This is a genomic window from Salmonella sp. SAL04213 (assembly GCF_046550535.1).
GTDB lineage: Bacteria > Pseudomonadota > Gammaproteobacteria > Enterobacterales > Enterobacteriaceae > Salmonella > Salmonella enterica.
On the sequence record NZ_JBGDXS010000002.1, the window covers coordinates 784,746 to 802,145 of the forward strand.

The window sequence follows — 17,400 nt, forward strand, 5'->3', positions numbered from 1 at the left end:
AACAATGGCAGAAGTAACAATCTTAGGGCTTGGCAACCTGCTTTGGGCAGATGAAGGGTTCGGCGTCAGAGCGGCGGAAAAGCTGTTTGAACAGTATGCCGATAACGAGAAAGTTGACGTTGTTGATGGCGGTACGCAGGGGCTGGCGCTGCTGCCCTGGCTGCAACAAACCGAAAAACTGTTAATCATGGATGCTATCGATTTTGGTATGGCGCCAGGTTCGCTGGCGATGTTTCGTGATGAACAGGTTCCCGCCTATCTGACGGCGAAAAAACTCAGTTTACATCAGACCAGTTTTTCTGAAGTGCTGGCATTGCTGCAATTAACCGGCGGCCAGTTATCGGAGATTGTGCTGATTGGCGTGCAGCCGGAATGTCTGGATGACTATGGCGGGAGTCTTACGCCGCAGGTAAAGGCGCAACTGATGCCTGCGGTCTGTCTCGCGCAGGAAGTGCTGGCGCAATGGGGTATCACCGCCTCTTCAGCGGCCTTGCCCACTGAAAGACTCAATCATTACAGCCTGTGTATGGAACGCTACGAAGATGAACGGCCAGATGCGCAAAGCGCTTGCCGGGTCGGCGATATTCGGGTGCTACAGAGAGAGAAATCATAATGTGTATCGGCGTTCCTGTGCAGGTTATTTCACCCGGTCAGTGGTTCGCCAAATGCCGCGACCGACACGGCGAGCTTATCGACGTTGATATTCGGCTTGTGGCTCCCCCCTTAGCAGGCGCATGGCTGCTGACATTTGGCGGCGCAGCACGACGAGAAATGGACGAAACGGAAGCCGTTGAGGTACTGGCGGCGCTGGACTCGCTGGAACAGGCCATGCTCACGCAAAGCGATCCGCTGACCGGTTTTGCCGATTTATTGTCTCGCACGCCTGAATTACCGGAGCATTTAAAAAAATGACTATCTCACCCCAAAATTCTGTTTGTCCACTGGCGGATAAAGGCTTTCTGGTTACCGATGCACAAACGCTCCCGTCGTTGATTAATGCGCATCCGACTGTGCTGGTTTTGCTGCAAAGCGACCCCAACAAACATCCGGAAGTCGCCGACAGTTGGGTCATCATCCCGGAGCTCCTCAAGCAATTTCCGGCGACGTCTTATACCGCGGCATTTGCGGATAGCGAACAGAGTGAACTGATCGCCCGGGAGTATCGCATTCTGAAATATCCGGCGCTGCTTTTCTTTCGCCAGCACCGTTTTGTCGGCAGTCTGGCGGGATTATATAGCTGGCAAGAATACTCTCAGCGGGTGGCCGCATTGCTGACCACACCGGGCTATCGTCAGGATATTCCCGTTATCACGCAATAGAATGAAAGGTAACACACGTGAATCATTCCAGAACTATTCCAGTCGTTAATATTGCCGGGCCAGGCTCGCAGCCAGAAGAGGAAGACTTTAACTTTCTTCCTATCCCCGCCGGCATTAATCTCCCACTGACGCCGGTTTTACCGGAACAGGCGCTGCCCGCTGAGCTTCGTGTTGCCAGACACATCCTGACTACGCTTATTCGCGATATGGATAACCCGGTGGCAACGCTCCCCTTTCCCCTGAGCTATAAGCTGAGTGCCACTGAGCAACAGAATAGCGGTTTGTTGGATCAACTGCTCGGCGAAGGTGAAATATCCGCCCGGGTACTATTACCCGATGGAAAAGAACAGCGTATTCAGGAGACGGTTTTTACGGGCGTCTGGCGTGTGCGTGAATATAACGCTGACCAGCAACGGGTTGCCGATGAAATTATCATTGGCCCGATCCCGGAGAGCATCTGGCAGACGCATCCGCAGCCGCCGATTACACCAGAATTGCCGCCACAACCGGCGGGATTGATGAATGGCGCCTTTATCGCGCATGAAATAGCCGAGCGCGTAAAACAGCCGGTAAAAGAGCCGCATATCATTAACTTAACGCTGTTGCCAGTAAACGATGCCGATCGCGAGTATCTGGATCATTTTTTAGGCGAAGGCTGTAGCGCTATTTTTTCACGCGGATATGGTAAATGCCGGATTGTAAGCACGCATTTTCCCGGCGTATGGCGGGTCAATTATTTCAATGATATGAACACATTACTGCAAGATATGATTGAGATAGCGGACATTCCTGATATCGCCGTTGCAGGCATCGACGATATCGAAGATGCCTACGCGGGGCTAAAAAATACGTTGGAATGGTTGAAAGAATACCCGGTCACAGAAAATGAGCCAGTGGTGCGCATGGAGTGCAAAGTATGTTGGTGGGTTTACGACCCTGCGCTGGGCGATGATGTATGGCAAATTCCACCCGGCGTGCCCTTCAGCCAGTTACCTGATTACTGGTGCTGTCCGGTTTGCGAAACCAGTAAGTCCGGGTTTATGGTGATCGATGAAGGTAATAATTCGTGCAAAGATTGACCGTCTATTCTCACCCGCTACGGATTATCTGGCAGGAGGCGCCGATCGGTCGTTTGTTACAGGGCGCAACACCGGTGTACGCAAAAACGCTTATTTCACGTTTGTTTACGTTGTGCGCTCAGGCGCACAGCGTAGCGGCGGCTTTACTGTTGTTTCCTGAAGAGAAGCCAGATATGCAGGCCGCACAACAAGAGCTGGCGCGAGAAACGCTCCGTCGTGCGTTGACCGACTGGCTCCCCCTGTTTAGCCACCGACAGGCAACCGCTGAAGAATGGGCGTTGTTACGTCGCGGAGAGTTATCCCCGCTGGCAAGCACAATCTTTTTTGACGATGATCCTCAGACTTGGCTTGCCGGTGGCGTAAAGGGCTGGGAAGCCTGGTTTTTGCAAGAGCGTTCTGAAACCGCCCGCTGGCTGGCGGCAGTACAGAATATCATTACACCAACACTACCGATGGCGTCGTCCCCGGACCATACGTTAATAACCCCTGGTCCCCTGGATGTCTCGCCTCTGGCTATCGAATATCCGCTACTGTCAGCCTGTTGTCTTAGCGGAAAAACGACTGCGCTACGTCTGCTGGCCCGCTGCATTACGCTCGCCCGAAGTTTGAGCGCCCTTCCTACCCTGCGCTGGAATCGTTTTGATGATGGCGAATGGAAAATAGCGGTAGTGGAAACCGCGCGAGGATGGTTAGTTCATCAGGCCAGACTGACGACGTCAGGCAATATTCTTGATTACCGTATTATCTCGCCTACCACACGTCACGCCCAATCTGACGGCGTCATTGCTCGCGAACTGGCCACTATTCCACTCTCATTGTGGTCGCAACAGTTACAGGTAATTGATCCTTGTGTCGCCGTAAATATTGTTGAATGAAGGAGCTGGCCCATGCATGAATTAGCCCTGGCGCAAAATATTATCGAATTGCTGGAGGAACAGGCAGTAAATCACCAGTTCAGCAAGGTAAAGCAAGTCTGGCTGGAGATTGGCGTTATGGCCTGTGTTGAGGTGCCGGCGCTGCATTTTGGCCTGGACGTCGCCGCTCGTCATACCCTTGCTGACAATGCGCGTTTCCACATTACTATCGCACCGGCGCAAGGTTGGTGTCTGTCCTGTAATCAACCCTTCACCTCTCAAACATCCACACTCTGTTGTCCATTTTGTCATTCAGGCAAAGTGCAGATAGATGACAGTAGCAGAATGCGCATTCGCGAGATCGAAGTCGAATAGTCAACGAATAGTCAATAAAAAAGGACGCCAGAAGCGTCCTGAAATAATAAAAGAATAAATTAACAATAATAAAGGTTAAGCAGTGACACAGTTTTGGGAAAAGGAGGGTATCCCTAAACTGTCTTAATCAGCAAGTTTTATCAAAACTCGTAGACTAAGCCGAGCGCCACGGTGTTGTCTGTATTAGGATTCGATGGGTTACCATCTTTTAGCAGATTGATTTTGTAGTCAACATACGCGGACATATTTTTATTGAAGTAGTAGTAGGAACCCACATCAATATATTTCACAAGGTCGAACGAACCCAGTCCATCAACATCATTGGCTCTGGATTGCAGGAACGCCAGTGATGGGCGTAAGCCATTATCAAATTGATATTGTCCTACCATTTCCCAGTTATCGGTTTTATGTGCAAAGCCGCCCAATGTATCGCCCATATAGGTCATATCATAAGTACGGGTGTAGTTTGCCGCCAGGTAAATATTATTGGCATCATACTTCACGCCGCCAGTCCAGGCTTCAGCGCGGTCGCCATTGTCGTATTTATCTTGCGTCATCTGATCAAGCGTGCGTTTGGAACTGGTATAGGCTGCCCCCAGGCTCACCCCCATGCCCAAATCATATGTCGCTGATGCCCCGAAACCATCGCCATTCTGGTATGCGATACTTTTTCTGGCATTATTACTTAAAGGATCGCCTTCTTTCGACAGGCCGTCATTTTTACCCTGATACTGCAACGCAATATTCAGACCATCAACCAGACCAAAGAAATCATTATTGCGATAAGTCAGAACGCCATTCGCGCGTCCGGTCATAAAATTATCGGAAGCTTCATACGAATCATTACCAAATTCAGGCAGTACGTCAGTCCATGAACCAATGTCGTATAACACGCCATAGTTACGACCATAATCAACAGACCCCATATCGGCAAATGCCAAACCAGCAAAACCGAGACGCGTCCAGCTTTGCGGGGAACCGCTGGAGTCACCATCTTCCGGACGATTGGCGTTGACCTGATACTCCCACTGTCCAAAACCGGTTAGTTGATCGGTAATTTGAGTCTCGCCTTTAATACCCATACGGATATAAGATTGATCGCCATCCGTACTATGATTACTGGAAAAATAATGTAGGCCGTCGACCTTGCCATACAAATCCAGTTTATTGCCATCCTTGTTATAGATTTCTGCTGCGTTGGCGGCTCCAGCCATCATTACGGCTGCGGCTACCGCAGATAACACCACTACTTTTTTCATTTTATATGCCTTATTTGTCTTATTTTTGGACTTTCCGCAAAACCTGCTCGCGGAACTGTCCAGGACAATATCACTAACAATTACCGCGCGTTAAGTTTCAAAGTGTAATATTAGCTTGCTATATATTAGTGATGTTAAAATGCAAGTTAAGCATGACTACATAAATGATATGCCCTGTTTTCTGCTGTAATAACAAGGGGGTTACCAGTAGAGAACTGGCTTACGGTCGGGGATGCCAGGGCGAGAATGGCACTGAACACTCGGCTGACATTCGTTAAGACGGAATCATAATCAAGTCAGTTGAGGCCACTGTCCTTCTTATTTTTGTGTATAATTTGTTACGTTTACATTTATTTCTAAATTAGCGTTATGAAAATATCAGTACTACTGAAATAGCACTTCTTCGCTTCGTGTATTTTTACTATGGTTAATTATCACATAGCGCAAACGGTCATTTGCATATCACTATTCATAAGATTAACTATTTACCAGCGGTAATAAACATAAAATTAAGTCAATGGACAACAACAATACTGAAACTCTAAATGTTGATATTTTGAGTCATGTCGTTACAAACAAATACGATATTCTTAATTGCACTACTCCCTTTTCGGGGTAGTTTTATAGAAGGATGTTTTTTATTGTTCGTGAGCCATGCTCCTTTAGTATAAAAGTGAACGTAACAGGAAAGATAAAGCGTCTCAAAAACAGACCATATGGGTATAACTATTATGCAAAAAACGTCACTATTGTTTTCGGCCGCCGCGATAACGTTAACTCTGATGGCGTCATCGGCATCAGCGGCAACGCCAACCGCCGCACAAAATGAAGCTACGTCGACCGTTAAACAAGAAATTACAGAAGGCATTAACCGTTACCTTTATTCAATAGATAAGGCAGACCCAACGTTAGGCAAACAGCTTTTTTATGTTTCACCGGAAACCAGTTTTATTCATCCACGCGGTCACGAACGCGGATGGTCGCAGATCGCTGAAAATTTTTATGGCACCACTATGGGTAAAACTTTCAGTAAACGCACATTAAAACTGGACGCTCCCCCTGCTATTCATGTGTATGGCAATGCCGCCGTTGCAGAGTTCGACTGGCATTTTACCGCGGTACGCCGTGATAATGGGCAGACTCAACACACGACAGGCCGCGAAAGCCAGGTGTGGGCGAAGATACCAAACACAGGATGGCGAATCGTTCATGTCCACTACTCCGGTCCAGCCAAAACCGGCGTTGGAGAAGGCTATTAAGCTTTGCTCTTCAGGTTATGGCGCAGATGAACATTCTGCGCCAGTTAAGACGATCTCAGGTCAGTTGATAGTGCTTATCCGGTATCCGTTTTGCCGGAATATCCCTTTCATCATTCATTTGCAGTAAATCGATTTCTATCGCATTGCATATCGCATCCAGCGGTAAATCATTATTTTCAGTACCGAACGGATCTTCCAACTCTTCCGCCAACGCATCCAGCGCTATAAACGTATAAGAAATAAGCACCGAAATAAACGGTGTCATATAGTGCAGATCAACCACCAGTGCAAATGGCAACATAATGCAGAAAAGATAAACCGTACGATGCAAAATTAACGTATAGGCAAAAGGCACCGGCGTGTTGGCGATGCGTTCACAGCCGGCCAACACTGACGACATATCATTTAAACGGTTGTTGAGGCTATGAAATAAAATATCGGAAAGCTTTCCGCTGCGGCGGCGAATCGCCAGCCACTCTCCCATCAGCAATAAGATACGGTTAGCGGGGGAATGGGAAGCGACAACTTTCTGTAACGCGCCCTGGTCAAGATAGTTGCCCAAAACTTGCGTTTGAAGCTGTCGACGCAATGTCATACGCAAACAGTGGGCAAAAGCGATTTGTAACCGAACAAAATCCTCGATACCGCGTTCATCAGGTAAGGTTGTTTTCACCTCACGCAGTATTGAGCGTGAAGCGATCATCAACTGCCCCCACAAATGTCGCGCTTCGACGTAACGCGCATAACAGGCATTATTGCGAAACCCAAGAAAAATGGCGATAGCGACGCCCAGTATGCTAAACGGCGCAAGGGTAAACTTAATACCCAGCATTGTGTACCAGGGCAGCATGATAATAACGGCGATAGAAAGAAGAAAGTTAAGGAGCAGTCGTGAAAAGATTTTAGATAACACGGAACCATGCCAGACAAATATCAGGCGAATCCAGTGCTGTTGTGGTCTAACGATCATGATTATCTTCAGCAGGTAAAAAAGCACTGTCATTAAACGTGATCCAGATCAAGGTTGCAAGCTTCTGGTGATACACGGCTCCCCTGCCCTGTAGAGCATTTTTTTGCACAGTGCTGACAGGCGTTGAAAAAAAACAACCAAATGTATGTTGTAACTAAAAAGACACTTCAGCACATGAGATATATGACGGTCAACGGCTGCTATCAGTGGTATAGGGTGATTTATCGGGGAAAGCGTCAGCAACGACGCGCTGCTCTACCGCTGATTCATTTGTATGACCAGCCAGTAATGGATAACGCTGACAATATACTGTTGCTGCGCTTCGCTCAGCGGTTCTCCCTGAGGTATCTGGTGCCACTTCGCCAGGCACCCGCGACAGCAGGTTGCCGTCGCATGTTGCGCGATAAATACCGGATGGCCCCGCATCGGCGTTTGCTTACCATCATTCGCCGGGTGAGCTGGCGCCAGTCGCTGGGCGATAAAATCGGCGGCGTGTTTATCAATCACCTCCGCGCCTTTATCCCAGCAATATTGTCTTTCTTTTATCCCGAGACGAAAACGCGAACGAAATGTCGATCGCGCCAGGCGGGCAAAGAGCGGTTCAAGCGCATTCATCAGTATACCGAACGTCCTAACGTTTGTGTTAATTGCTCAAGCGCGGCGATACCTGCCAGAGAGTTTCCCGCAGGATCCAGCTCCGGACTCCAGACGGCAATCGCCATTTCATGCGGCACTATGGCGACAATACCGCCGCCCACGCCGGATTTAGCGGGCAATCCCACCCGCCAGGCAAACTCTCCGGCATTCTGATACATACCGCTGGTCGCCATTAGCGCATTAATCTGTCGGGCCTGCATGGGGGTAACTACCGGCTCGTCGAGATGAAACGCCTCGCCCTGATTCGCCAGAAAGACAAACGTCCTCGCCAGTTCCATGCAGCTCATTTTCAACGCACAGTAGTGAAAGTAATTTTGCAACACGGTAGGCACATCATGATGAAAATTACCGAATGATTTCATCAGCCAGGCAATCGCGGCGTTACGGGCGGAATGCTCAAATTCAGAGCGCGCGACCGTAGCGTCATACGTAATATCCGATACGCCGCAAAGCGCGCGCACAACTTCCAGCATCCGCTGACGCGGCGCGCTAAGCCGCCCTTGCAACATGTCGCATACCACCAGCGCGCCCGCATTAATAAATGGATTACGTGGGATGCCTTGTTCCATCTCTAACTGAACCAACGAATTGAACGGCGAGCCGGAAGGATCTTTTCCGACGCGCTGCCAGATCTCCTCTTCCGGATAATGACGCATCGCCACCACCAGACTGAGCACTTTCGAAATAGACTGAATAGAGAAGCGTTCGTGCGCATCGCCCGCCTGATAATGCTGCCCGTCCACGGTACAAATCGCTATCCCCAGCTTTGAACCTTCGACGGACGCTAATGCCGGAATATAGTCAGCGACTTTGCCCTGGCCAATGAGGGGGCGAACGCGCTGTAAAATCGTCTCTAAAATTGCATTATCCATGGCCCTGGCCACAACATGCTCCTTGCTCGCAGGTCTGAAAAGGCCTGCGAGTATAGCAGAGGGCGCCACGCGACGTCAGGGCGATTAGACGCGGTTCTTCCAGACGGTCTGCACATTACAAAATTCGTGTAAACCAAAGTGCGAAAGCTCGCGACCGAAGCCGCTTTTCTTCACCCCGCCGAATGCCACACGCGCATCGCTGGCGCTGTACCCATTAATGAATACCCCGCCGCACTCAAGACGCGCCGCCATCTCCGCGGCCAGCGTATCGTCGGCGGTAAAGATCGTCGCCGACAGGCCAAACTCACTGTCATTCGCCAGCGCGAGGGCGTGCGCCGCATCTCTTGCAACGGTAATGGCGGCAACAGGCCCAAAAAGTTCCTGACGAAATGCCGTCATGTCAGGTGTGACATCCGCCAAAACGGTCGCGGCATAATAGTTGCCCTCCCCGGCGATTTTCTCCCCGCCCAACAGTAGCCGTGCGCCTTCGGCGACGGAAGCCTGCACCTGTTGATGGAGTTCATCACGCAAATCAAAGCGCGCCATCGGCCCCAGGTCATTCTCTTCAACCAGAGGATCACCCATCTTTAATGCTGCGGCAGCCGCCACAAAACGATCGGTAAACGCCTGCGCAATGCCCTCTTCGACAATAAAACGTTTGGCGGCGGCGCAGACTTGTCCGGTGTTTTGATAGCGTCCGGCAACTGCGGCTTTTACCGCCAGTTCGAGATCGGCATCATTGAGTACAATAAACGGATCCGAGCCACCCAGTTCCAGTACGCACTTTTTCAGCGCCGCCCCAGCCTGAGCGCCAATCGCCGCGCCGGCGCGCACGCTACCGGTCACCGTCACCGCCGCGATTCGCGGATCGTTAATCATCTGACTCACGCCCTCATTATTGGCGTTCACCCATCCATAGACGCCAGCGGGAGTACCGGCTTCCGTCAAGATTCGGGCTATCATCTGCGCGCACCCCGTGACATTGGGCGCATGTTTTAACAAGTAGCTATTCCCCGCCAACAGTATCGGCACTGCCCCGCGTAACACCTGCCATAAAGGAAAATTCCACGGCATTATCGCCAGGATGACGCCCAGCGGACGGTATTCAATCACCGCCTGCTGATTTTCTACCAGCGTAGGCTCAGGATTCAGCATTGCCGGGCCATGTTCCGCATACCAGTCGCATAACGCGGCGGATTTCGTCACTTCCGCACGCGCCTGCTTTATGGGTTTACCCATTTCACGCGTAATACATTGCGCCATCTCTTCTGCATGAGCGCGAAGCGCCTGACCAATATCGCGTAATGTTTGCGCCCGTTGCGCTACCGATGTCATTTTCCACTTTTTGAAACCGCTCGCCGCCAGACTCAGCGCATGTTCAATCTCTTGCGCGTTAGCCCAGGGCATTGCCGCCAGCGTCTGGCCGGTCGCAGGATTCACGGATAACGCCTGTGTTGCAGTCATCATGGTCATGTTCTTTCTCTCGTTATCAGGGGAGTTGTACCATCATGACGCCCTTTACCCTTTCTGAAAAATGAATAATATTAACCAGACTATTCACGAATTGAGAAAACCATGGACCTGACGCAACTGGAAATGTTTAACGCTGTCGCTCTGACGGGCAGCATTACGCAGGCGGCGGCAAAAGTGCACCGCGTTCCGTCCAACCTGACCACGCGTATCCGTCAGCTTGAAGCCGACCTGGGCGTCTCTCTGTTTATTCGCGAAAACCAGCGACTCAGGCTGTCACCAGCCGGGCATAACTTTTTACGTTACAGCCAGCAGATCCTGGCGCTGGTTGATGAAGCCCGCATGGTGGTTGCCGGAGAGGAACCGCAAGGACTGTTTTCACTCGGCGCGTTAGAAAGTACTGCCGCCGTACGTATCCCCGCGCTGCTGGCGGGTTATAACCAGCGTTACCCTAAAATTCAGTTCGCGTTAACGACCGGTCCTTCCGGCGCCATGCTGGATGGCGTGCTCGAAGGAAAGCTGAACGCCGCCTTTATTGATGGCCCGCTAATGCATCCGGGGCTGGAAGGTATACCGGCTTACCAGGAAGAGATGATGATCGTCGCGCCACACGGCCATTCCGTCGTTTCGCGGGCCAGCGAGGTGAATGGTTATAACATCTATGCTTTTCGCGCCAACTGTTCTTACCGACGGCATTTCGAAAGCTGGTTTCATGCCGATGGCGCGACCCCCGGTACGATTCACGAAATGGAGTCATATCATGGAATGTTGGCGTGCGTAATTGCCGGCGCAGGTATTGCGCTGATGCCAGCAAGTATGCTCAACAGTATGCCAGGACATCATCAGGTGGAAGCCTGGCCGTTGGCGGAGAAGTGGCGCTGGCTTAACACCTGGCTAATGTGGCGGCGCGGGGCGATGACGCGTCAGCTTGAGGCCTTTATCGAGTTACTTAACGCCCAACTGGCGAGCGTCGACTGAAGACGAAACGGCCTGCGAAGTAAATGAGAAGCAGGTCACAAAATGATTGTCTTTTCGCCAGTAAACGTTTTAAGATCGCGGTCTCACCTTCTCGCAACTAACCCGAAATATTTTTATGACAATCAATCCAGTTTCCCGCAAGGTCGCGTGGCTACGGGTAGTTACGCTTGCTATTGCCGCTTTTATTTTCAATACCACAGAATTTGTGCCGGTTGGTTTGCTATCAGACATTGCTGAAAGCTTTCATATGCAAACCGCGCAGGTCGGCATCATGCTAACCATTTACGCCTGGGTAGTTGCCGTCATGTCGCTGCCTTTTATGCTTCTTACCAGTCAAATGGAGCGCCGTAAGCTACTCATTTGTCTGTTTGTTTTGTTTATTGCCAGCCATGTGCTCTCCTTTCTGGCATGGAACTTTACCGTGCTGGTCATTAGCCGTATTGGCATCGCTTTCGCCCACGCTATTTTCTGGTCGATAACCGCCTCGCTGGCGATCCGCCTGGCCCCTGCCGGGAAACGCGCTCAGGCATTAAGTCTGATAGCGACCGGCACCGCGTTGGCCATGGTGCTTGGGCTGCCGATAGGTCGCGTTGTTGGTCAGTATTTTGGCTGGCGCACCACCTTTTTTGCCATCGGCATGGGCGCATTAATTACGCTGCTATGTCTGATTAAGCTTCTACCGAAATTGCCGAGCGAGCATTCCGGCTCACTAAAAAGTTTACCTTTGCTATTCCGGCGTCCGGCGCTGATGAGCCTCTATGTACTGACCGTCGTTGTGGTGACTGCGCATTACACCGCTTATAGCTATATTGAACCGTTCGTTCAGAATGTCGCCGGGCTCAGTGCGAATTTTGCTACCGTCCTGTTACTGATCCTCGGCGGCGCCGGGATCATCGGCAGCCTCGTGTTTGGTAAACTGGGTAATCGCCATGCCTCGTCGCTCGTCAGTATCGCTATTGCCCTGCTGGTTGTCTGTCTGCTTCTGCTGCTGCCTGCGGCGGAGAGCGAAGCGCATCTGGCCATACTGAGCATTTTCTGGGGCATCGCGATTATGGTGATAGGGCTCGGTATGCAGGTGAAAGTACTGGCGCTGGCCCCGGACGCGACCGATGTCGCAATGGCGCTATTTTCAGGCATCTTTAATATTGGTATTGGCGCTGGCGCGCTGGTAGGCAATCAGGTGAGTTTGCACTGGTCAATGTCGGCCATCGGCTATATTGGCGCTATACCCGCCTGTGCCGCGCTGGTATGGGCTGTGCTCATATTCCGCAAATGGCCAGTGACGCTGGAAGAACAACCGCATTAAGACATTCGTCTGCCGGGAACAGGTTTCCGGCAGACGAAAATGCGCCTTAGTGGTACGTTTTAATAATTTCCAACACGCCGTTGATAATAAATTGCACGCCCATACACACCAGCAGGAATCCCATTAAGCGGGAGATCGCTTCAATCCCCCCTTTCCCCACCAGCCGCATAATAGCGCCAGAACTGCGTAAGCATCCCCACAGGATCACCGCCACGGCAAGAAAAATAATCGGCGGCGCGACCATAATGACCCAGTCGGGAAACTCGCCGCCATGACGCACCGTGGAAGCGGAACTGATGATCATTGCGATGGTCCCCGGTCCTGCGGTGCTTGGCATAGCCAGTGGAACAAACGCAATATTGGCCGTCGGTTCGTCTGCCAGCTCCTCCGATTTGCTTTTCGCTTCCGGCGACTCATGCGCCTTCTGCTGCGGGAAAAGCATTCTGAAGCCGATAAACGCCACGATTAACCCCCCGGCGATCCGTAGCCCTGGAATCGAAATACCGAAGGTGTTCATGACTAACTGCCCGGCATAGTACGCCACCATCATAATAGCGAAGACATAAACCGAAGCCATATAGGACTGCCGGTTGCGTTCCGCACTATTCATATTGCCCGCAAGGCCAAGAAACAGCGCCACGGTGGTTAGCGGATTGGCTAACGGGAGCAGTACGACCAGCCCCAATCCAATCGCTTTAAACAAATCCATCATAATACTATCTCTTACCCATCAGCGTTTCATGAACCGGAAGTATAAAGTGAAATTGCCCAGGCGCGCCATTTCGCCAGTGTGCAAATTAATATCCTCTACAACATATAACCTGTAATTATCAATTAGTTACAAGTTATCACAACACAATACTCCGGACGCCTTTTAGCAAATCGTGGCATCGGTCAATTCATTTAGTTGACTTATACTTGCCTGGGCAATAGTATCTGACGAAATTAATTACTTGCCGGGGCAACCATTTTGAAAAGCACCAGTGATCTGTTCAATGAAATCATTCCGCTGGGTCGCTTGATCTACATGGTAAATCAAAAAAAAGATCGCCTGTTAAATAACTATTTATCCCCGCTGGATATCACCGCAACACAGTTTAAAGTGCTGTGCTCGATACGCTGCGCGGGATGTATTACCCCGGTTGAACTTAAAAAAGTGCTGTCTGTCGATCTCGGCGCATTGACGCGGATGCTCGACCGCCTGCTGTGCAAAGGCTGGATCGAAAGACTGCCGAATCCTAATGACAAACGCGGCGTACTGGTGAAGCTAACGCCGGACGGCGCGGCAATTTGTGAGCAATGTCATCAACGACCAGGGCAAGACCTGCATCAGGAATTAACAAAAAACTTAACGGCGGACGAAGTGGCAACGCTTGAGTATTTGCTCAAGAAAATTCTGCCGTAGACAAAAAAGAGGTATGACGATGTCCAGACGCAACACTGACGCTATTACTATTCATAGCATTTTGGACTGGATCGAGGATAACCTGGAGTCGCCGCTCTCACTGGAAAAAGTGTCTGAGCGTTCAGGATATTCCAAATGGCACCTGCAACGGATGTTTAAAAAAGAGACCGGTCATTCATTAGGTCAATACATCCGCAGCCGTAAAATGACGGAAATCGCGCAAAAATTAAAAGAGAGCAACGAGCCCATTCTCTATCTGGCGGAACGCTATGGCTTTGAGTCACAGCAAACATTGACCCGGACGTTCAAAAACTATTTTGATGTGCCGCCACACAAATACCGGATCACCAATATGCATGGCGAATCACGGTATATGCTGCCGCTGAACCATGGCAACTACTAGTTTGTTTATGCGCCACGCGAAGAGCACCATGAAAATGCTGTTTCCCGCCCTGCCGGGTCTGTTACTTATCGCCTCCGGATATGGCATTGCAGAACAAACTTTGTTACCTGTGGCGCAAAATAGCCGCGATGTGATGCTTCTGCCCTGTGTGGGCGATCCGCCAAATGACCTTCACCCCGTGAGCGTGAACAGCGATAAGTCAGATGAATTAGGCGTGCCCTATTATAACGACCAACACCTTTAACCTCTTTGCCCCGTTTTGCGGGGCATTTTTTTAGTACCGTCTGGCGATGACAAGTCCGCCGCTATTACCTCGCGGCATGGTCTGAAATTAGCGTTTGTCTTCTTAGTAACATAATGCCTCATCCCCTGACGCGCGCAGTACGGCGCACACGAAATCCAAACACATTGATATAAAGTCCAGCCATAATCAGTACTGCGCCCGCAAGCTGCATCCCGGTCAACGTTTCCCCGAGTAACACCGCGGCACTCGCCAGCCCGACTACCGGCACCAGCAATGATAACGGCGCCACGCGCCAGGTCTCATAGCGCCCCAGTAACGCGCCCCAGATGCCGTAGCCAAGTATAGTGGCGACAAAAGCCAGATACAGCAGCGACAATATCGTCGTCATATCGATGGTAATAAGGCTTTGCGTAATGTGATCCGCCCCCTCCAGTAGCAGCGATGACAGCAGGAACGGCAGGATCGGGATCAGCGCGCTCCAGACCACCAGCGACATCACCGCCGGGCGCGGACTATGTTGCATAATTTTTTTATTAAAGATATTGCCGCAGGCCCAGCTAAAGGCCGCCGCCAGAGTCAGCATAAATCCCGACATCGCTATATGCTGTCCGTTGAGACTGGCTTCAATCAATACCAGTACACCTATAATCGCCAGGGCGATCCCCGCTAACTGCTTACGTTGTAACCGCTCGCTAAAAACAAACGCCCCCAATGCCATGGTAAAAAAGGCCTGCGCCTGTAATACCAACGACGCCAGTCCTGCGGGCATACCAAACTTTATCGCGCAAAAGAGAAAGGCGAACTGCCCAAAGCTTATCGTCAGGCCATAGCCCAGCAACAGCGTAAGCGGGACTTTAGGCCGGGCGACAAAGAAAATTGCCGGAAACGCCACCAGTAAAAATCGTAATCCTGCCAGCAATAATGGCGGCATATGGTGCAGGCCGACTTTGATGACAACAAAATTGAGCCCCCATACGACAACCACCAGTAACGCCAAAAAACCGTCTTTACGCGACATCATCGGCCCCTGTCATTATTAAAATTTTGTAAAAAGGTAAGTTATCGGAAATCAGTGCGCCATAACAGGACTTTTCTTTTTACCGTGAGCATGGCATTGAACAACACACGATGGGCAAAATCCTGCGTTATGGTATGTTAAGACTACGCTATAGCGTATAGACATCATGCTTTTGCGGGCACGGTAGATTAAAACGTCCCGATACGTAACCTCCATTTCAGGCAGGAAAAATGAATCCAGGATTGAGACGTTCGACGTTGGCTCTACTCGCCTCATCGCTGTTATTGACAATTGGACGCGGGGCCACGCTCCCCTTTATGACCATCTATCTTAACCGTCAGTACGGTTTAGGTGTGGATCTGATTGGCTACGCGCTGACCAGCGCGTTAACGATTGGCGTCGTCTTTAGTCTTGGCTTTGGGATTCTGGCGGACAAGTTTGATAAAAAGCGCTACATGTTACTCGCGATTATCGCCTTCGCCTGCGGATTTATCGCCATCCCAATGGTGCATAATGTCGTACTGGTTGTCCTGCTTTTTGCGCTTATTAACTGTGCCTATTCGGTTTTTTCTACCGTCCTGAAGGCCTGGTTCGCCGATAATCTCACCGCGACAACAAAAACACGGATTTTTTCGCTCAACTATACCGTACTCAATATCGGCTGGACGGTTGGCCCGCCGCTCGGCACGCTGCTGGTGATGCAAAGCATCAATTTACCCTTCTGGCTTGCCGCCATCTGCTCCGCATTTCCGCTGGTCTTTATTCAGGTATGGGTGACACGTTCGGTTGCCGCCAGCGAGGGGAAAAATGCCGCTATCTGGTCTCCCTCCGTTCTGCTGCGCGACAAAGCATTATTGTGGTTTACGCTTTCGGCATTTCTGGCCTCCTTTGTGGGGGGCGCCTTTGCGTCCTGTATTTCACAGTACGTTATGGTCGTTGCCGATAGCGGCTTCGCGGAAAAAGTGGTAGCCGTCGTCCTGCCGGTTAATGCGGTTATTGTGGTCAGTTTGCAATACGCCGTGGGCCGTCGACTTACCGCCGTCAATATTCGACCAATGATGACGACCGGCACCGTCTTTTTTATCGCCGGGCTCATCGGATTTATTTTTTCAGGCGACAATCTGTTTTTTTGGGGGCTTTCAGCGGCAGTATTCACGATTGGCGAAATTATTTATGCCCCCGGCGAATATATGTTAATTGACAACATTGCGCCTGCCGGGATGAAAGCCAGCTATTTTTCAGCGCAATCGCTGGGCTGGCTGGGTGCGGCGGTAAACCCGCTGGCCAGCGGCGTCATCCTGACGACGCTTCCAGCCTGGTCGCTTTTCGTTGTCCTGATAATCGCCATTGTGTTCGCCTGGGCACTGATGTTAAAAGGAATGCGGATTACCCCTACGCAACAGGCTATTACCTGTTAATTATCTGCAGCCAGTGATGTGCGCAGTTTCTGGCGCACCGGGTTAACCCTATATATTGCAGGCTAATTATCTGCTGTCACTGCGGTAATTCAGGAATATTCCTGGGCGCTGACGAAAATACTCTAATGCTTTACCCTTCCAGTAAAATAAATACGCAATTCAGACTTTGCTTAAGTATAAATTAGTACTATAGTCTGTACGAGGTTTTTTAAAAAAGAGGATGCACACTAAAATAAGGAGAAACGAGATGTTAGGCAGTATTAACCTTTTTATCGTTGTATTAGGAATTATTTTATTTTCCGGATTTCTGGCCGCCTGGTTCAGTCACAAATGGGATGATTAATGAACGGAGATAATCCCTCGCAGAGCCGGCCCCTTGCTGCATCGTTGCGCAAGGGGCCGCTTTTGTCTGGATGGCAGGCAAAAAAAAACCGCCGGTTCACCAGCGGTAAATGCTTGCATGGATAGATTTGTGTTTTGCTTATACGCTACCGGGCAAATTCTTGCGAGGATA

21 protein-coding genes are annotated in these 17,400 nt (G+C 50.5%); 14 read left to right on the forward strand and 7 right to left on the reverse strand.

What is annotated here, in order from left to right:
• The first annotated feature begins 4 nt into the window (after window positions 1-4).
• The 6 genes from hybD to hypA are packed head-to-tail and all read left to right on the forward strand — an operon-like array spanning window position 5 to window position 3,627.
• Complete coding sequence (gene hybD, locus ACLJPQ_RS08645) at window positions 5-613, forward strand: HyaD/HybD family hydrogenase maturation endopeptidase (protein WP_000852663.1); 609 nt, start codon at window positions 5-7, stop codon at window positions 611-613.
• Window positions 613-912: a HypC/HybG/HupF family hydrogenase formation chaperone gene (gene hypC, locus ACLJPQ_RS08650; protein WP_000334910.1), complete on the forward strand. Its 300-nt coding sequence runs from the start codon at window positions 613-615 to the stop codon at window positions 910-912. Before hybD ends, hypC begins: the two co-directional genes overlap by 1 nt.
• Window positions 909-1,319 carry a hydrogenase gene (locus ACLJPQ_RS08655; protein ID WP_079897880.1) on the forward strand — a complete coding sequence of 137 codons (411 nt, stop codon included), beginning with the start codon at window positions 909-911 and terminating at the stop codon, window positions 1,317-1,319. Before hypC ends, ACLJPQ_RS08655 begins: the two co-directional genes overlap by 4 nt.
• A gap of 17 nt (window positions 1,320-1,336) precedes the next feature.
• Window positions 1,337-2,398 (forward strand): hydrogenase expression/formation C-terminal domain-containing protein, encoded by a 1,062-nt coding sequence (locus tag ACLJPQ_RS08660; RefSeq protein WP_076726549.1) that lies wholly within the window; start codon window positions 1,337-1,339, stop codon window positions 2,396-2,398.
• Window positions 2,386-3,273 carry an ATP/GTP-binding protein gene (locus ACLJPQ_RS08665; RefSeq protein ID WP_079897879.1) on the forward strand — a complete coding sequence of 296 codons (888 nt, stop codon included), beginning with the start codon at window positions 2,386-2,388 and terminating at the stop codon, window positions 3,271-3,273. Before ACLJPQ_RS08660 ends, ACLJPQ_RS08665 begins: the two co-directional genes overlap by 13 nt.
• A 12-nt stretch (window positions 3,274-3,285) precedes the next feature.
• A complete protein-coding gene (gene hypA / locus ACLJPQ_RS08670; protein WP_000544772.1) occupies window positions 3,286-3,627 on the forward strand; it encodes a hydrogenase maturation nickel metallochaperone HypA in 342 nt (113 codons plus the stop codon).
• A 140-nt stretch (window positions 3,628-3,767) separates the two neighbouring features.
• Here hypA and ompC read toward each other — a convergent pair whose 3' ends face one another.
• Complete coding sequence (gene ompC, locus ACLJPQ_RS08675; protein ID WP_000758335.1) at window positions 3,768-4,886, reverse strand: porin OmpC; 1,119 nt, start codon at window positions 4,884-4,886, stop codon at window positions 3,768-3,770.
• Between the two features lie 716 nt (window positions 4,887-5,602).
• On the opposite strand from ompC, the gene ACLJPQ_RS08680 reads away from it, so the two are divergent.
• The gene (locus tag ACLJPQ_RS08680) at window positions 5,603-6,145 is read left to right on the forward strand and encodes a YybH family protein (RefSeq protein WP_000513122.1); all 543 of its coding nucleotides are present in this window, start codon (window positions 5,603-5,605) and stop codon (window positions 6,143-6,145) included.
• A gap of 55 nt (window positions 6,146-6,200) precedes the next feature.
• Here ACLJPQ_RS08680 and ACLJPQ_RS08685 read toward each other — a convergent pair whose 3' ends face one another.
• The 4 genes from ACLJPQ_RS08685 to sad form a co-directional block, all read right to left on the reverse strand.
• Window positions 6,201-7,115, reverse strand: coding sequence for a bestrophin family protein (locus tag ACLJPQ_RS08685; protein WP_277751937.1), 915 nt, complete (start codon window positions 7,113-7,115; stop codon window positions 6,201-6,203).
• Window positions 7,116-7,370: 255 nt separating this feature from the next.
• A complete protein-coding gene (locus tag ACLJPQ_RS08690) occupies window positions 7,371-7,730 on the reverse strand; it encodes a DUF4186 domain-containing protein (RefSeq protein WP_000992449.1) in 360 nt (119 codons plus the stop codon).
• Window positions 7,730-8,656, reverse strand: a complete 927-nt coding sequence (gene glsB, locus ACLJPQ_RS08695; protein WP_000090081.1) for a glutaminase B — start codon at window positions 8,654-8,656, stop codon at window positions 7,730-7,732. Before glsB ends, ACLJPQ_RS08690 begins: the two co-directional genes overlap by 1 nt.
• Window positions 8,657-8,728: 72 nt before the next feature.
• Window positions 8,729-10,117: a succinate-semialdehyde dehydrogenase gene (sad, locus tag ACLJPQ_RS08700; protein WP_000178413.1), complete on the reverse strand. Its 1,389-nt coding sequence runs from the start codon at window positions 10,115-10,117 to the stop codon at window positions 8,729-8,731.
• A 102-nt stretch (window positions 10,118-10,219) separates the two neighbouring features.
• On the opposite strand from sad, the gene ptrR reads away from it, so the two are divergent.
• Together ptrR and ACLJPQ_RS08710 are read left to right on the forward strand one after the other, a co-directional pair.
• On the forward strand, window positions 10,220-11,092 hold the full coding sequence (ptrR, locus tag ACLJPQ_RS08705; RefSeq protein ID WP_000366539.1) for a putrescine utilization regulator PtrR: 873 nt from the start codon (window positions 10,220-10,222) through the stop codon (window positions 11,090-11,092).
• Between the two features lie 115 nt (window positions 11,093-11,207).
• Window positions 11,208-12,398: a sugar transporter gene (locus tag ACLJPQ_RS08710; protein ID WP_000154621.1), complete on the forward strand. Its 1,191-nt coding sequence runs from the start codon at window positions 11,208-11,210 to the stop codon at window positions 12,396-12,398.
• A 46-nt stretch (window positions 12,399-12,444) separates the two neighbouring features.
• Here ACLJPQ_RS08710 and ACLJPQ_RS08715 read toward each other — a convergent pair whose 3' ends face one another.
• A complete protein-coding gene (locus ACLJPQ_RS08715) occupies window positions 12,445-13,110 on the reverse strand; it encodes a MarC family NAAT transporter (RefSeq protein ID WP_000968968.1) in 666 nt (221 codons plus the stop codon).
• A 258-nt stretch (window positions 13,111-13,368) separates the two neighbouring features.
• On the opposite strand from ACLJPQ_RS08715, the gene marR reads away from it, so the two are divergent.
• From marR to marB, 3 genes are read left to right on the forward strand one after another with little or no spacing between them, the layout of a single operon-like run.
• Window positions 13,369-13,803: a multiple antibiotic resistance transcriptional regulator MarR gene (gene marR, locus ACLJPQ_RS08720; protein ID WP_000843434.1), complete on the forward strand. Its 435-nt coding sequence runs from the start codon at window positions 13,369-13,371 to the stop codon at window positions 13,801-13,803.
• 19 nt (window positions 13,804-13,822) lie between these two features.
• Window positions 13,823-14,206: an MDR efflux pump AcrAB transcriptional activator MarA gene (marA, locus tag ACLJPQ_RS08725; RefSeq protein WP_000091194.1), complete on the forward strand. Its 384-nt coding sequence runs from the start codon at window positions 13,823-13,825 to the stop codon at window positions 14,204-14,206.
• Window positions 14,207-14,234: 28 nt separating this feature from the next.
• Complete coding sequence (gene marB, locus ACLJPQ_RS08730) at window positions 14,235-14,450, forward strand: multiple antibiotic resistance protein MarB (protein ID WP_000783049.1); 216 nt, start codon at window positions 14,235-14,237, stop codon at window positions 14,448-14,450.
• Window positions 14,451-14,568: 118 nt separating this feature from the next.
• Here marB and eamA read toward each other — a convergent pair whose 3' ends face one another.
• A complete protein-coding gene (gene eamA, locus ACLJPQ_RS08735; protein WP_000987750.1) occupies window positions 14,569-15,471 on the reverse strand; it encodes an O-acetylserine/cysteine exporter in 903 nt (300 codons plus the stop codon).
• Window positions 15,472-15,698: 227 nt separating this feature from the next.
• Between eamA and ydeE the strand changes: the two genes are divergently transcribed.
• On the forward strand, window positions 15,699-16,886 hold the full coding sequence (gene ydeE, locus ACLJPQ_RS08740; protein ID WP_001068056.1) for an efflux MFS transporter YdeE: 1,188 nt from the start codon (window positions 15,699-15,701) through the stop codon (window positions 16,884-16,886).
• Window positions 16,887-17,133: 247 nt separating this feature from the next.
• Window positions 17,134-17,229: a protein MgtS gene (gene mgtS / locus ACLJPQ_RS08745; RefSeq protein ID WP_000901531.1), complete on the forward strand. Its 96-nt coding sequence runs from the start codon at window positions 17,134-17,136 to the stop codon at window positions 17,227-17,229.
• Window positions 17,230-17,400: the final 171 nt, after the last annotated feature.

What these genes read in the sequence shown, in the direction of transcription:
- eamA (WP_000987750.1), bottom strand. Translation starts at nt 15,471, where the DNA reads ATGATGTCGCGTAAAGACGGTTTTTTGGCGTTACTGGTGGTTGTCGTA.
- marB (WP_000783049.1), top strand. Translation starts at nt 14,235, where the DNA reads ATGAAAATGCTGTTTCCCGCCCTGCCGGGTCTGTTACTTATCGCCTCC.
- hybD (WP_000852663.1), top strand. Translation starts at nt 5, where the DNA reads ATGGCAGAAGTAACAATCTTAGGGCTTGGCAACCTGCTTTGGGCAGAT.
- ACLJPQ_RS08690 (WP_000992449.1), bottom strand. Translation starts at nt 7,730, where the DNA reads ATGAATGCGCTTGAACCGCTCTTTGCCCGCCTGGCGCGATCGACATTT.
- ACLJPQ_RS08655 (WP_079897880.1), top strand. Translation starts at nt 909, where the DNA reads ATGACTATCTCACCCCAAAATTCTGTTTGTCCACTGGCGGATAAAGGC.
- ACLJPQ_RS08710 (WP_000154621.1), top strand. Translation starts at nt 11,208, where the DNA reads ATGACAATCAATCCAGTTTCCCGCAAGGTCGCGTGGCTACGGGTAGTT.
- marA (WP_000091194.1), top strand. Translation starts at nt 13,823, where the DNA reads ATGTCCAGACGCAACACTGACGCTATTACTATTCATAGCATTTTGGAC.
- hypA (WP_000544772.1), top strand. Translation starts at nt 3,286, where the DNA reads ATGCATGAATTAGCCCTGGCGCAAAATATTATCGAATTGCTGGAGGAA.
- ACLJPQ_RS08680 (WP_000513122.1), top strand. Translation starts at nt 5,603, where the DNA reads ATGGGTATAACTATTATGCAAAAAACGTCACTATTGTTTTCGGCCGCC.
- mgtS (WP_000901531.1), top strand. Translation starts at nt 17,134, where the DNA reads ATGTTAGGCAGTATTAACCTTTTTATCGTTGTATTAGGAATTATTTTA.
- ompC (WP_000758335.1), bottom strand. Translation starts at nt 4,886, where the DNA reads ATGAAAAAAGTAGTGGTGTTATCTGCGGTAGCCGCAGCCGTAATGATG.
- ACLJPQ_RS08685 (WP_277751937.1), bottom strand. Translation starts at nt 7,115, where the DNA reads ATGATCGTTAGACCACAACAGCACTGGATTCGCCTGATATTTGTCTGG.
- sad (WP_000178413.1), bottom strand. Translation starts at nt 10,117, where the DNA reads ATGACCATGATGACTGCAACACAGGCGTTATCCGTGAATCCTGCGACC.
- ydeE (WP_001068056.1), top strand. Translation starts at nt 15,699, where the DNA reads ATGAATCCAGGATTGAGACGTTCGACGTTGGCTCTACTCGCCTCATCG.
- hypC (WP_000334910.1), top strand. Translation starts at nt 613, where the DNA reads ATGTGTATCGGCGTTCCTGTGCAGGTTATTTCACCCGGTCAGTGGTTC.
- ACLJPQ_RS08715 (WP_000968968.1), bottom strand. Translation starts at nt 13,110, where the DNA reads ATGATGGATTTGTTTAAAGCGATTGGATTGGGGCTGGTCGTACTGCTC.
- ptrR (WP_000366539.1), top strand. Translation starts at nt 10,220, where the DNA reads ATGGACCTGACGCAACTGGAAATGTTTAACGCTGTCGCTCTGACGGGC.